General features: G+C 68.8%; 14 protein-coding genes. 10 read left to right on the forward strand and 4 right to left on the reverse strand.

Annotated elements, in window-relative coordinates; all coding sequences use genetic code 11:
- Nucleotides 1–106 precede the first annotated feature (106 nt).
- Nucleotides 107–1138: an aldo/keto reductase gene (locus tag ABD401_RS14195; RefSeq protein WP_344605795.1), complete on the reverse strand. Its 1032-nt coding sequence runs from the start codon at nucleotides 1136–1138 to the stop codon at nucleotides 107–109.
- A gap of 123 nt (nucleotides 1139–1261) precedes the next feature.
- Between ABD401_RS14195 and ABD401_RS14200 the strand changes: the two genes are divergently transcribed.
- A complete protein-coding gene (locus ABD401_RS14200; protein ID WP_344605797.1) occupies nucleotides 1262–1861 on the forward strand; it encodes a TetR/AcrR family transcriptional regulator in 600 nt (199 codons plus the stop codon).
- 64 nt (nucleotides 1862–1925) lie between these two features.
- On the opposite strand, the gene ABD401_RS14205 is transcribed toward ABD401_RS14200, so the two are convergent.
- From ABD401_RS14205 to ABD401_RS14215, 3 genes are read right to left on the reverse strand one after another with little or no spacing between them, the layout of a single operon-like run.
- On the reverse strand, nucleotides 1926–2756 hold the full coding sequence (locus ABD401_RS14205; protein WP_344605799.1) for a TIGR03084 family metal-binding protein: 831 nt from the start codon (nucleotides 2754–2756) through the stop codon (nucleotides 1926–1928).
- Nucleotides 2757–2767: 11 nt separating this feature from the next.
- Nucleotides 2768–4585: an acyclic terpene utilization AtuA family protein gene (locus ABD401_RS14210; protein ID WP_344605801.1), complete on the reverse strand. Its 1818-nt coding sequence runs from the start codon at nucleotides 4583–4585 to the stop codon at nucleotides 2768–2770.
- 28 nt (nucleotides 4586–4613) lie between these two features.
- On the reverse strand, nucleotides 4614–5207 hold the full coding sequence (locus ABD401_RS14215; protein ID WP_344605803.1) for a TetR/AcrR family transcriptional regulator: 594 nt from the start codon (nucleotides 5205–5207) through the stop codon (nucleotides 4614–4616).
- 219 nt (nucleotides 5208–5426) lie between these two features.
- On the opposite strand from ABD401_RS14215, the gene ABD401_RS14220 reads away from it, so the two are divergent.
- From ABD401_RS14220 to ABD401_RS14260, 9 genes are all read left to right on the forward strand, one after another.
- Nucleotides 5427–5561: a hypothetical protein gene (locus tag ABD401_RS14220; RefSeq protein WP_344605805.1), complete on the forward strand. Its 135-nt coding sequence runs from the start codon at nucleotides 5427–5429 to the stop codon at nucleotides 5559–5561.
- A 149-nt stretch (nucleotides 5562–5710) separates the two neighbouring features.
- The gene (locus tag ABD401_RS14225; RefSeq protein ID WP_344605807.1) at nucleotides 5711–5902 is read left to right on the forward strand and encodes a hypothetical protein; all 192 of its coding nucleotides are present in this window, start codon (nucleotides 5711–5713) and stop codon (nucleotides 5900–5902) included.
- A 10-nt stretch (nucleotides 5903–5912) separates the two neighbouring features.
- Nucleotides 5913–6635 carry a hypothetical protein gene (locus tag ABD401_RS14230; RefSeq protein WP_344605809.1) on the forward strand — a complete coding sequence of 241 codons (723 nt, stop codon included), beginning with the start codon at nucleotides 5913–5915 and terminating at the stop codon, nucleotides 6633–6635.
- Nucleotides 6632–8143: a nitric oxide reductase activation protein NorD gene (locus ABD401_RS14235; protein WP_344605811.1), complete on the forward strand. Its 1512-nt coding sequence runs from the start codon at nucleotides 6632–6634 to the stop codon at nucleotides 8141–8143. The genes ABD401_RS14230 and ABD401_RS14235 overlap by 4 nt, the downstream gene beginning before the upstream one ends.
- A complete protein-coding gene (locus ABD401_RS14240) occupies nucleotides 8140–8937 on the forward strand; it encodes an AAA family ATPase (protein WP_425566150.1) in 798 nt (265 codons plus the stop codon). The genes ABD401_RS14235 and ABD401_RS14240 overlap by 4 nt, the downstream gene beginning before the upstream one ends.
- Nucleotides 8934–9716 carry an SDR family NAD(P)-dependent oxidoreductase gene (locus ABD401_RS14245; RefSeq protein WP_344605813.1) on the forward strand — a complete coding sequence of 261 codons (783 nt, stop codon included), beginning with the start codon at nucleotides 8934–8936 and terminating at the stop codon, nucleotides 9714–9716. The genes ABD401_RS14240 and ABD401_RS14245 overlap by 4 nt, the downstream gene beginning before the upstream one ends.
- A 92-nt stretch (nucleotides 9717–9808) precedes the next feature.
- Nucleotides 9809–10720, forward strand: coding sequence for an alpha/beta hydrolase fold domain-containing protein (locus tag ABD401_RS14250; RefSeq protein WP_344605815.1), 912 nt, complete (start codon nucleotides 9809–9811; stop codon nucleotides 10718–10720).
- Between the two features lie 84 nt (nucleotides 10721–10804).
- Nucleotides 10805–11956 (forward strand): LLM class flavin-dependent oxidoreductase, encoded by a 1152-nt coding sequence (locus ABD401_RS14255; RefSeq protein WP_344605817.1) that lies wholly within the window; start codon nucleotides 10805–10807, stop codon nucleotides 11954–11956.
- Between the two features lie 81 nt (nucleotides 11957–12037).
- The gene (locus ABD401_RS14260) at nucleotides 12038–13861 is read left to right on the forward strand and encodes a flavin-containing monooxygenase (protein ID WP_344605819.1); all 1824 of its coding nucleotides are present in this window, start codon (nucleotides 12038–12040) and stop codon (nucleotides 13859–13861) included.
- Nucleotides 13862–13863 lie beyond the last annotated feature (2 nt).

A 13863-nucleotide genomic window follows, 5' to 3' on the forward strand; every position in this document is an offset into this window, starting at 1 on the left:
CCCCCCGGCCCGCGCTGCGAGCCGGGCGGAGCTGGGGCTGCCGTCAGACGGCCAAGCGACCGCTGCGGCGCGGCGGCAGCTGGCCCCCCGGAGGGCAGCCATGCAATCAGGCCGCCGCCCGCTCGTGGCCGGGGCGACGGCGGAGCGTCGACTGCTGAAGGGCCGGGGGGAGGTAGGCGGAGCGGTCGGGGGCGCCGACGTCGGTGCCCGGGGGGACGATCTGGTCGATCCGGTCGAGGATCTCGTCGGTCAGCCGGACCTCGGCGCCCGCGAGCAGGTCGTCGAGATGCTCCATGGTGCGGGGCCCGATGATCGCGCTGGTGACGCCGGGGTGTGCGATCGCGAACGCCACGGCCAGGTGCGTCATCGGCAGGCCGACCTCGTCGGCGAGCGCCGCGATCTGCTCGACGGCGTCGAGCCGGCGCTTGTCGCTGAGGCTCGTGAACATGGCGACGCGGTGGAGGTCGGTCGGCCGCCCCTTGCGGATGCGCCCGGTGAGCATGCCCTTGGCGAGGGGGCTCCAGACCAGCGCGCCCATCCCGTACCGCTGCGCGACGGGAAGCACTTCGTTCTCGATGCCGCGGTTGAGGATCGAGTAGGTCGGCTGTTCGGTGCGGAAGCGTTCGAGACCGCGCCGCTCGGCCACCCACTGCGCCTCGACGATGTCGGAGGCGGGCATCGCGGAGGACCCGATCGCGCGGACCTTTCCGCTGCGCACCAGGTCGGAGAGCGCGGACAGCGTCACCTCGATGTCGGTGTCGGGGTCCGGACGGTGAATCTGGTACAGGTCGATGTAGTCGGTCTGCAGACGACGCAGCGAGTCCTCCACCGCGGTCAGAATCCAGCGCCTCGAGTTGCCTCGCCGGTTGGGGTCGTCCCCCATCGGGAGATGCACCTTGGTCGCAAGGACGACGTCGTCGCGCCGACCTTGCAGCGCCTTCCCCACGATGCGTTCGGACTCGCCGCCTGAGTACGCGTCAGCTGTGTCGATGAAGTTGATGCCGGCGTCCAGCGCCTTGTGGATGATCCGGATCGAGTCGTCGTGGTCGGTGTTGCCGATCGACGCCCCGAACATCATCGCGCCGAGCGCGTAGGGGCTGACCTTGATACCGGTGCGTCCGAGGTTGCGGTACTGCATGTGTCTCCCTGCGCCGTGGTCGAGATGGATCTCCGGTCGTACGTGCCGTACCCTGGACCGAAACGGAAAGCCGTTCCGGTAACTATACGGAACGCCTTTCCGGTTAGCAAGGGAGGGAGCGTCGTGCCCAAGGACACCGCACCGCGGCGACTGCGCGCGGACGCGCAGCGCAACGTCGACGCTCTGCTCGACGCCGCGAAGGCCGTCTTCGCAACCTCGGGCGTGGACGCGCCCGCGAAGGAGATCGCCGACCTCGCGGGCGTCGGCGTCGGAACGCTGTACCGGCACTTCCCGCAGCGCTCCGACCTGGTCAAGGCCGTGGTCCAGAGCGAGATCGACGCCTGCGCCGACGCGGCGCCGAAGCTGAGCGCGAAGCATGAACCGGTCGTGGCGCTCACGAAGTGGCTGCACCGCTACACCCAGTTCCTCGGCACCAAGCGCGGACTCGCGCCGGCGCTCCACTCGGGAGATCCGGCGTTCGACGCCCTGCCCGACTACTTCATGCAGCGACTCGGCCCCGCCCTCGCTGCTCTGCTCGACGCCGCGGCCGCCGACGGCGCGATCGGCGCCGACGTCAGCGCCAAGGACCTGCTGCACGCCGTCGCCAACCTCTGCATGCCCGTGGACGACCTGGGAGTCGCCTACAGCCAGCGCATGGTCGCGCTCCTCGTCGACGGCCTTCGCTACCGCGCGGCGGGAGGATGTCCGGTTCCGGCGCAGTGACTCGTCCTACCAGGGACGAGAAACCGCACCGGTCACGCGAGTGAACGGGCAGATCACGGTGTGCCTACGGCGCCGACGTATCGAGACCCGCGGAGCCAGGGGCGGTGTCCCGGGCGGACGGGTCCGGACGTCCCGGGCCGGCGGGGCCTGCGAAGGCTTGGGCGATCGTCATCCAGGTGGCCGCGGTTTCGCCGACGATCGTCAGACCGGTGTCGGCGAGATGCCGCCGCTGCGTGACGACCAGGCAAAACTCCAAGGCATCGCCGACGACCTGGTCGGCCGCGTCCGCGGGGCCCCAGGTCCACCCGGAGCCGTCCGGCGCTTCGAGTTCCACACGGATCGGATCGCTCGGGACGTCCATACCGCGGACCTGGAAGCTGTACGCCCGGGCCCCGATCCCGATGTGGGCCACGTGCCGCAGCCGACCGGACGGATCGCGGGAGACGCCGAGGGCGTCCGCGATGTCCTGGCCGTGCGCCCACGTCTCCATGATCCGCGCGGTTATCGAGGAGGCGAGACTCATCGGAGGCCCGTACCAGGGAACCCGATCGGCCGGGTTCCCCGCGGCAGCGCGATCGAGCAGTTCGTTGCGAGCACGGCGGAACCACGCGTGCAGGTCGTCGACCGCGATCTCTCGTTGCCGACGAACCATCCGGTCGGCCAGGTCGGGGCTCGCCGCGGTCCGGGCCTCCTCGATGAAGCGCTCGGGATCGGTGAGCGACAGCACCGTCATGTCGTCGAAGTAGGCCAGGTGTGAGATCTGATCCCGGATCAGCCAGCCCTCAGCTGGCGTCGGCAGGTTCCAGTCCTGCTCACTCATCGACTCGAGCATGCGCTCGACCTCGTCCGTCTCCGCACCCAGGTCGGCGGCCAGGGCCGTCATGCTGATCGCCATCGAACTCCCCCTCAGCCTGTGTTCGCGGCCAGGGCCGCGGGGACGGTGACCTCCATGGAGAGCAGGTACTGGGAGAAGGTCTTGCCCTGGGCGTCGAAGCGCAGGGAGTTCGCGCCGCCGCCGCCGAGGCTCTCGTGGAGCAGGAAGTTCAGGGCGAGCAGGTTGGGCAGTTCGAAACGCTCGACCTCGCCGTAGCAGATGTCCTTGAACTGCTGCTTGACGACCTCGCTGGTGATGTTGGCCTGAATCCAGTGATAGATCTCGGGGCTGCGGGCGCGGATGCCGACGTTGCCCGTGTCGCCCTTGTCCCCAGAGCGCCCGATGCACAGCTGCATCAGCGGGACGGTCACGGTCTCCCCCTCTGCGGCCAGCTCCTCCAGCGGGCGGGCGTCGTCGGCCGGGGTGGGCTTGTTCAGCGGCGCCGGTGGGACGCGGACGTCGGTGTAGGCCGCGGCGGCCGAGGACACCGGCTCGGTGTTGCCGTCCACCGTCACGGTGGCCTTGACCGCGTCCCGGGAGATCAGCGCGGGCCAGTGGGCGACGACCTCGGCCACGCGCGGGCGGCCCTGGTCGGCGGGGACGGTCATGCCGGGCAGGGCCTGGAGCATGATGCCGACGACCATCGGGGCGAAGTGCGCCTCGATCTTGGCCTTGTCGCGGTCGCGGACGCCGAACTGGATCAGGACCTCACTGGGCTCGGTCGCGGTCAGCGAGGGGTGGGAGGCGTCCCAGCCGATGAACTGGGTCGAGGCCTCCTCGTAGAGGTCCTGACCGCCCGCGGCGTGCCAGAAGATCTCGGCGACCTTGTTGGCCTTGCGCAGGGTGTCCGGGCCCGAGAGGAGCAGTCGGCCGACCGAGCGGTATCCGTCGGAGTAGGACACGGCGACCTTGAGCAGCTCCGGCGGCGGGGCGCCGACGATGCCGGAGACGCGGACCCGGTCCGGGCCCTGCTGGGTCAGCTCGATCGAGTCGAAGCGGGCGATGCAGTCCGGGGACAGGTAGGCCGGGCCGCCCATCTCGTACAGCAGCTGCTCGGAAACCGTGTGCACCGAGACCAGACCGCCGGTACCGGGGTGCTTGGTCACCACGAACTCACCGTTCGGGTAGACCTCGACCAGCGGATAGCCCATGTTGCGGTGGTCAGGGACCAGGTGCCAGTCGGTGAAGTTCCCGCCCGTGCACTGGCAGCCGCACTCGATGATGTGCCCGGCCACCACACCCGCAGCCAGCTTGTCCCAGTCGTCGCCGGCCCAGCCGAAGCGGTGGATCATCGGCGCCATCGCCACCGAGGTGTCGGTGACCCGGCCGGCGACGATCACGTTCGCACCCAGCTCCAGGGCCCGCACGATCGCCGGCGCCCCGATGTAGACATTCGCCGACTGCACCTGCCCGCGGATGTCCGAGAGCGGCCGGCCGGTCTCCATGTTCGTCAGCGCCTGACCCGCGGCCAGCAGCTCGTCCAGGTCCGAGTACAGGTCGTCCCCGGACACCACACCCAGCTTGACCTTGTCCCGCACCCCGAGCTCCTCCGCGAGCTTCTCGACCGCCGCCGCGCACGCGTGCGGGTTCACCCCACCGGCGTTCGCGATGATCGTGACGCCCTTGTCCATGCAGGACACCAGCACGTCCCGCAACTGGGTCAGGAAATCCCCCGCGTACCCCAGCTCCGGGCGCTTGGCCTTCTGCTTCTGCAGAATCGCCATCGTCACCTCGGCCAGGTAGTCCATGACCAGGTAGTCGATCGGCCCACCCTCGACCTGCCGCCGGGCCGCCGTGGGGTCGTCCCCCCAGAACCCGCCACAGTTGGCGATGACGATCTTCTCGGTCACAGGGGATCTCCGAAGGGTTCGGGGAGAGTCACAGGGCGAACGACGTCGGGTCCGCGAGGAGGCCGCGCGCGATGACCGATCGCACGGTGTGGCGGAGAGCCGCCGGGTCCGGCCCGCCGCGATTCAGCTCATCCAGACTGGCCATCGCGACGCCGCCCATGATCAGCGCCATGACGTCCTCCACGTCGACCGGGATGAAGGTGCCTTCCCGGACGCCGTCCTGCACGATCTCGCGCAACGCACCGAAGACCACTTCCTTGGTCTCGCGGAGCTGCTGGCCGAAGTTCTCGCCCGCGAGATTGGCCCGCAGCAACGCCGAGGCCAGAGCCGGCTGTTCGGTTGTCACCCGCAGGGTGGCGTCCAGGACGGCAACCAGGCGCTCAGTCGGGCCGGTCGCTGCCGAGACCTCCTTCTGCACCGTCTCACCGATGGCCGCGAGTTTGTCGACCAGGAGGAAGCGGGTCAGCTCCTCCGCGCTCTCGAAGTAGTAGTAGAGCGTCGACCGGGAGATCCCGGTCGCGTCGACGACGTCGTTGATCCGCACCGGCCCCCCGGGCTGGACCACCTGTTCGGTCACGGCCAGGAGCTTCTCGGCCATCTGCTTCGGAACCGGCTTCGCCATAAGGCGATTGTGCCCGACGTCTGTACACCAGTTCAAACGAATGTTCAGTCTGATGTATGACATTTGCCGCTCGATGAGCTCAGCCTAAGCGATCCCCGCCTGCTCACCCGCGTGAGCGCACCCAGACACCGACCGATTCGAACTCAAGTCTGTACAGGTGTCCAAACTCATGTGTAGCCTCCGGTCCAACATTCGCCACACGTCAGGACTGGAGGCCGAATGTCGCGTTCGTTTGAAAACCGCGAGCGGCGCCGCGGGGTCTACGCCTTCATCGGCGCCTATCTCGCTTTCATGCTCACGGTCATCGCCCTGCAGGTCGCGCGCAGTCACGACCTCGGCTACGGGTTCTTCTGATCGGAGGTCAGATCGGTGAACAACGACTACCTGCCCTGGCAGGACGGCGCGTGGTACGCGCTGATGATCGGGGCCGACGTGCTCATCTTCGCGTTCTGGTGGTTCGTCATGAGCCGCCTCGGCGATCGCTGACGGGACAGGTGCACGAGATGTATGAGACCGAGAGCAACGCCTCCCCGGACCTGGGTGTCCAGGACCAGCACCGCTGGCGCGACCTCGACCCGCTCGTGAAGTTGGGGGTCGGCCTGGGCGCAGTGCTGTTCTGCGGAGTGATCCTCGAGGGCCTGTTCCTGGTGCCCTACGCCCTGATCGAAAACGGCTGGACGCCCGGGACGAAGTGAGGACGGAAACGTGACCACAACGCTGAACTCACCGGACGCAGCCAGTCCGACTCCTGAGCTCGACGCCGACGACGCCGCCATCAGCAAGGCCGAACGATGGTTCTTCGCCGGCGTGATCATCACCGGGTCGATCCTGGTCGGCCCGATCGGCATCCCGGTTCTCATCTACGGGATCTACCAGCTCCGCAAGATCGAGAAGCTGGGACGCAAGGCCGTTCGGCCCTGGCACGTCTCCGTGATCGGAGCATTCGCGATCATCGACGCCGCGGCGAACTTCGTCGGGTGGTCGTTCTGCACCTTCGCCGGTCGGACCGGCGTCGGCTGGACGATCCTCCGCGACGGCTACGGCTTCGGGTTCGACGGGTTCTACTACTCCGACTACGGCTCGAACTACCTCATCAACGGAGTCTCGGGCCCCGGCGAGCAGTCCTACATCTTCATGGCCATGTTCGTCCTGTGGCCGATGCGCCTGTGCGCGGCGTGGGCGTTCCTCCAGATGAAGCGCTGGGGCTTCCGCTGGATGATCACCACCACCTGGATGCTCGTGCTGTTCTGGGTCGGCTGGACCACCAACGGCCTGATGCACTTCGAGGAGCGCTTCGGCGAGGCCGGCGGGAGCCCGGAGTTCGGGTTCCTCGGATGGTGGCTGTTCAACAGCTTCTACATCCTCGGGCCGGTCGTGATGGTGCCGTACCTGTACACCGTGAACAAGGAGCTGTGGAGCGAGGAATGACCCGCGCGGTCAGCCTCTCCGAGCTCGCGGATGTCGTGGCGGTGCTCGCGCCGGCAATGTCGGCCGGGCGCCGCCACGGCACTCAGATCGTCTCCGGTGAGCGCGCCAACTTCGCCACCGACCTCACGACGGTCTACGTCCCCGCCTCGACGGATCCCTTGCGCTGGACCACCGTCGGGCTCGCACTCCAGTGCTCCCCGACCAAGGAGATGACCACCGGGTTCGATCTGGCTGCGCTCGCGCCGCGGGATCGCCGGGCGCTGCGGATCGTCGAGGGCCGGGCCGCGATGGGGTGGGTCATCGGCGAATGGCCGACCCTGCGTGCCGTCTTCGAGCAACTCGTGCCGGGCCAGGAATCTTGGGCCTGCACGGACGCGGCCGAGCTGGCTTCGCGGGCCGCGGAGCTCGCGGCGAGCGACGCCGTCCTGGACGTCCCGACTCTGTTCGGAGTGCTTCCTGGCGAGCGTCCGTTGAGCGCGCACCGCACCCGCGTGGTCGGGGACGGCCGCCGGCGCAGCCGTGTGTCGTGGTCGATCAAACAGACCAAGGAGAAGTTTCCGCTGGCGATCGCCGTCGGCGGTCCGGACGGTGAGGCACCGCGCCTCGTGCCTGTCGACGAGGTGCCTGACGACGAAGCCGAGACCAGCGACCACGACCGCCGGATCGGCATTCCCTACCCCGAGTGGGACTACCGGACCCAGCGCTATCGAGAGGACTTCGTGACGGTGCTCGAACGCCGGATGTCTCCACGAACGACGGGTGCAACACGCATCGATCCGAAGTTGCGCCGCTGGTTCGCCGCACCCCATCAGGTGGAACGACGCGACCGGCTGGAGGACGGCGACCAGATCGACGTGACTGCCTACGTGGACACCTACGCGCGGGCGCTCGCCGGCGAGCACACCGACGACCGGATCTACCGCGCCCTGATGCCCCGTCAGCGCGATGTCGCGACCGCGATCCTGCTCGACGCCACATCCTCACTGCAGGCCCGCGGCGGAGCGGGGTACCGTCTGCAGCTCGCATGTGCCGAGGCCCTGTCGATCGCCATGGGGTCAACCGGCGAACGGTTCGCTGTCTTCGCCTTCGCGGGCGAGACCCGTCATCGCGTCGAGGTCATGCGGTTGCGGGACTTCTCCCACCCACCCTGGATGCAACCGGCGGGAGCGACGATCCGGCCCTCCGGGTACACACGGCTGGGCGCGGCTCTGCGCCATGTCACCAGCCGCCTGCGGGCAGTTCCGGCTGAGCGCCGCGTGCTGCTCTCGATCGGTGACGCCGCTCCCTCCGACGAGGGATACGAAGGGAAGTACGCCGAGCTGGACGTGCGGCGCGCGACCGACGAGGCGCTCGGCGCCGGCGTCGTCCTTCATCAGATCGCGCTCGGCCGGGTGCACCCGGAACGGCTGGAGCGCTGTTTCGGACCAGGCCGGTTCCACTGCGTGAACCGAGCTGACGACCTCCCGGCCGTACTGAGCCGGGTGCATGAGGAGCTGACGAGGACGTGACGACAGAAGCAACGAGCGAGTCGCCCTATTACCTGGCGGCCGGGTCGGAGCAGAAGGCGATCCGCATCGCGTGCGAACGTGGGCTCGCCGTGATGCTGACCGGCCCGACCGGTTGCGGCAAGACCCGGCTGGTTCGATCCATTGCCGCCGAACTCGACCGCCCCCTGGTCACCGTCTCCTGCCACGACGACCTCACCGCGAGCGATCTGCTCGGGCGGTACCTCGTCGTGGGCGGAGACGTCCGCTGGGTGGACGGGCCGCTCACGACCGCGGTCCGGGAGGGGTCGGTCTGCTATCTCGACGAGGTCGCGGAGGCCCGCCGGGACACCCTCGCCGTGCTGCACTCCCTCCTCGACGACCGACGCGAACTCTTCCTCGACCGGACCGGCGAATCGGTGCCCGCGGCACCCGGATTCGCTTTGCTCGCCTCCTACAACCCGGAGTCGCGCAGTCTCCTCAAGGAACTGAAGCCGTCATTCCGGCAGCGGTTCGTGACGCTGTCCGTCACCTACCTGCCCCCCGAGCAGGAAGCGCTCGTCGTTCAGCACGAGTCCGGCGTTCCCGAGGACGTCGCCACCGCGCTGGTCCGCAGCGCCGTCGCCCTGCGGCGGTCCGAGCACGCCGGGATCGAACCGCCGTCCACCCGGCTCCTGGTCGCCGCCGCCTCACTGGTTGCCGCAGGGCTACCGCTGGAGAGTGCGGTGCGCATCGGGCTGGTCAACCCGCTTTCCGTCGAGGGCGCGGTGGCGCTCGCGCTCGACGAACTTCTCCGCGCCGAGGGAGTACTGACGTGAGCAGCGCAGCGATGTCGAATCCTGAACCCGCCGGCCGACTGGTTGGGCGCCGGATCCTGGTCACCGGGGGCGGCCGCGGGATCGGGCGAGCGATCGCCCTCGCGCTGGCCGCTGAGGGTGCCGACCTCGGTCTGGTGTCCCGGAGCCTGCCCGATCTGGAGGTTGCGGCCAAGGAGGTCCGCGCCCTGGGCCGCACTGCCGTCGTGGCCACCATGGACGTCACCGACCCGGACAGCGTCGAGCACGCCACCGATCAGGTGGTGGCTGAACTCGGCGGAATCGACGTCCTGGTCAACAACTCCGGCGTGATCACCGCGTCCCGACTGTTGGACACCAGCGTCGCGGAGTGGGACCGCGTGATGGACACCAATCTGCGCGGCACGTTCCTGGTCTGCCGGGCGGCCGGACGTCACCTGGTTGCGCAGGAGCACGGCAAGGTCATCAACGTCGCGAGCCACTTCGGGTTGATGGCCGCATCCGGGTTCAGCGCGTACTGCGCGTCCAAGGCCGGGATCCTGCACTTCACCAAGGTGCTGGCTCTGGAGTGGGCCCGGCACAACGTCCAGGTCAACGCCATCGCGCCGGGCTACGTCGCGACCGATCTCAACACCGACCTGCGCGAGGACGAGGCCCGCACCGCGCGGATCGTCAGCCGGATCCCGGCCCGGCGGATGGCCGAGCCGCGCGAGATCGGCCCGCTCGCAGTTCTCCTCGCGTCGCCGGACTCGGACTTCATGACCGGATCCGTCCTGGTCGTCGACGGGGGCGAGGCCACCTGAGCACGGGGTCTTAAAGTCCAACAGTTGACTGCCTGACTAAGAACCAACTAATCTCGGCCCACCAGGGCGCCCTGCCGAAGGAGTTCGCCGCGATGTCAACCACCGTCAGCTCGGAGGAGCTCCGCTCCCAGGTCTTCGCCATGTGGCGGAGCATGTTGCCGGACCGTCCGGACGTCACCATCGAGGAGTTCCGGGCCGGTTACGACCGGATGTTCCGCGACTTCCCGATCGACCCGGGCGCGTCGATCACCGAGGTCGACGCGGGGGGCGTGCGTTCTCTGCTCGTGCAGATCGGTGGCCCCGACCCGGAGCGCTACGTCGTGTACTTCCACGGCGGTGGCCTCATGTGCGGCAATCCGGAGGGAGTGCGCGGCACCGCCGCTCTGCTCGCCCGGGCCGCCGACGCGGCGGTGCTCGTGCCCGACTACCGACTCGCCCCCGAACACGCCTACCCCGCCGCCATCGACGATGCGCTCGCGGCCACCCGCTGGCTGCTGGCCTCACGGGGCGTGGACCCGAGCCGGCTCGCGGTGCTCGGGGACTCTGCCGGCGGTGCGCTCGCGGCGCTCTGCGCGCTCCGTCTCGGCGCCGAGGGACCGGGCGCCCCGGCAGCGCTCGTGGGCTGGTCACCCTGGTTGGACTGGACGGTCTCGGGCGCCACGGTGGAGACGAAAGCGGCTGTCGATCCCATCGCCAGCGGCCCCTCGCTCCTGATGTCGGCTGCCGCGTACCTGCAGGGCCACGACGCCGCCGACCCGGCCGTCTCGGCGCTGTTCGCGGACCTCGCCGAACTCCCTCCCACGTTGCTCGAGGTGGGCAGCGAGGAGGTCCTGCTGGACGACTCGGTCCGATTCGCCGCCAGGGCCGAGGCGGCCGGCGTCGAGGTGACCCTCGAGGTCGCCGACGGACTGCCGCACGTCTACCAGTACTTCGCCTCTTTCCTCGCCGAGGGCCAGGCCTCGATCGATCGCACCGGCAGCTTCATCGTCAAGCACACCGCCTGACGAGCCTCGGTCACACATCGCACCCGGTGCAGCGCTGGACCGGCGTTGCATCTTCATCGGAACGGAAAGACAGGAGGCACGTCGGTGGCCCGACAGTGCGGGATGTTGTTCGAGATGCAGGTCGACCGGGACCCCCGCCCGGGCGAGAAGCACACGGCCTTCGACTCCGAGGGGAAGGCGTACGAGGTCGAGGCGGTCTTCACACCGGAGACCACCCACCGCGCCTTCCACAACGTCGTCGACCAGATCGTGCTGGCCGAGAAGTGTGGGTTCAGCAGCGCCTGGTTCGTCGAGCACCACTTCTACGAGGAAGCCTCGCAGAGCTCGGCGCCGGACGTGATGCTCGCGCACATCGCGGCGAAGACCGACCGGATCCGCCTCGGGCACGGCGTGCGGTTGCTGCCGCACGCCTACAACCACCCGGTGCGCGCAGCCGAATCGGCGGCCGTCCTGGACCTGCTGTCCAACGGGCGCCTGGAGTTCGGAACCGGCCGCAGCCTCAGCCGCCTGGAACTTGAGGGCTTCGGGATCGATCCCGCCACCACCCGCGAGCAGTGGGAGTCGGGGCTGGAGATCATCGTGGACGCGTGGACCAAGGAGGTGCTCGAGCGCCCCGACGGTCCGATCGTCATCCCGCCTCGCTCGGTGGTGCCCAAGCCGCTCCAGCAGCCGCATCCGCCACTGTGGGCCGCCACCACCGGCGCACCCGGTCACGAACTGATGGGCCGTAAGGGTTTGGGGCTTCTCTCGTTCACGCTCCTGCTGCCCGTGGAGGAACTCGCCCGGCGCATCGGCCTGTACCGCGAAGGCATCGCCCAGGCCGAGCCGGTGGGCCACGTCGTCAACAATCAGGTCGCGGCGATGACGATGGTGCACTGCCACGAGGACGGTCAGGTGGCCCGCGAGCGGGCAGGCCAGGCGGTCATGAACTATCTCGAGTGGGCGTTCGGAGCCTTCGTCGGTGCCGCCAAGTGGATGGACCCGCGCGAAGGCACCTACAACTACCTCCAAGAGATGATGGGCTTCGACTTCGAGCAGTTGACGTTCGACTTCGTCAACGACAACGACATGGTCATCGTCGGCACGCCCGACGAGTGCAAGAAGAAGGCCGAGCGCTACTTCGACGCCGGGGTCGACCAGATGCTGTGCCAGATGACGCTGCCCGGCGTTCAGCACGAGCACATCATGGAGTCGATCGAGCTGTTCGGGCGCGAGGTCATCCCCGCGATCACCTGATCCGATCGCCGTGGCGTGAAAAGTGGCAGTCGAGGCGTGAAGGGCTGGGCAGGTGGAGGCGAAGTGACACAGGCTCAGCTGATGGTTGAGGGGCTGGCCGAGCTGTTGAAGGCAGCCGACCGACGCACCCTGGCCGCGGTTGTCACCCACCTGTCCGGCGACCCGGAGGCGATCCGGGATCTGCGTGACCGACCGGCGATCGAGGCGACGGCCGCCCAGGTCCTGCCGCCGTTCATGCTCGGGATGGCCAGTCCGGCCGCCCCCGACGACGAACTGCTGCAGGCGGCGATGGACCTCGCCGTGGGTGCGCCGATCCCACCCGAGTACCGGGACTACGCGCGGGAGCAGACCGGCATCGGACCGGTTCCTCCACTCGCCCCGATCCGGGCACCCGAGGACTTCCGGGTGCTCGTGATCGGGGCCGGCGCCTCCGGAATCATGGTGGCCCGGACCCTGGACAACCGGGGCCTGACCAACTTCCGCATCGCCGAGGCGAACGCGTCCCCCGGGGGCGCGTGGTGGAAGAACACCTATCCAGGCTGTCGTGTCGACACCCCGAGCCTGCTGTACTCCTACTCCTTCGACCAGGACCCGGGCTGGCCGGAACACTTCAGCCCGCAGCCCGCGCTCCTGCAGTACCTGCGCGGCGTCGTCGACGACAGCGGTCTGACCGACCGCCTGGACGTCGACACCCGGGTCACCTCGTTGCGGTGGAACGAGACCGAGGCGGTCTGGCACGTCGAAGCCGCCCACGGCGACGGGTCGACGTCGAGCTCCACCGCCAACGTGGTCATCGCGGCGCCCGGGCTGCTCAGCGTTCCCAAGCTTCCGGACATCCCGGGCCGGGCGTCCTTCGCCGGACCGGCTTTCCACTCGGCCGAGTGGGACCACAGTGTGGACCTGACGGGCAAACGGGTGGCCGTCATCGGCACCGGGGCCAGCGCACAGCAGATCGTCCCCGCGATCGCGCCGATCGCGGGTGAAGTCGTCGTCCACCAGCGCAGCCCGCAGTGGCTGATGCCCCATGAGAAGTACGGGCGCAAGCTCACCGGCCTGGAGCGAGACCTCTACGACCGCATCCCGATGTACCGGGAGTGGAACCGCTTCGCGGAGTCGTGGCGCTTCGGTGACGGGACCACTCCGCTCGTCACCGTTGACCCGGAGTGGGACGATCCCCGTTCGATCAGCGCGGCCAACGACCGCTTGCGGGACGAGCTCGAGAAGTACATCCGCCGGGAGGTGGGCACGCGGCCGGATCTGCTCGAGAAGGTGATGCCGTCCTACCCGCCGTTCACCAAGCGGATGTTGATCGACAACGGCTGGTACCAGGCACTGCTGCGAGACAACGTACGGCTGAACACAGCGGCCGTCATCGAGATGACACCGGACGGCGTGCGGACGACCGACGGCTTCGACGAGGTCGACGTGATCGTCTTCGCCACCGGGTTCCACGCGGACCGCTTCCTCTCCCCCATGCAGGTCACGGGCGTCGGCGGTGTCGACGTGACCGCCGAGTTGGACCGGGACCCGCAGGCGTACCTCGGACTCGCCCTGCCGGACTGCCCGAACTTCTTCCTGACCCCGGGGCCGAACGCCTATCTGGGGCACGCGGGCAACGGCATGTTCTTCGCCGAGTGCCACGCGCGCTACATCTCCGAGTGCCTACGTCTCATGCTCGAGAGCGGATCGCGCGAGATCGTGGTGCGCCCGGAGGCCGTCCGTCGGTACGCGTTGGAGACACGCTCACGGCTCGACTCGTCGGTCTGGAACAACCCCGAGGTGGACAGCTGGTTCAAGGGCGAGCGCAAGCACATCGTCACCGTCGCCGCGGGCAGCGTCCTCGACTTCTGGAACTCCTACCGGCGCGTGGACGTGTCCGCCTACGACTTCGCCCCCCGGGGCTAGCC

Origin of the sequence: Sporichthya brevicatena (assembly GCF_039525035.1) — a bacterium.
GTDB classification, from domain to species: domain Bacteria; phylum Actinomycetota; class Actinomycetes; order Sporichthyales; family Sporichthyaceae; genus Sporichthya; species Sporichthya brevicatena.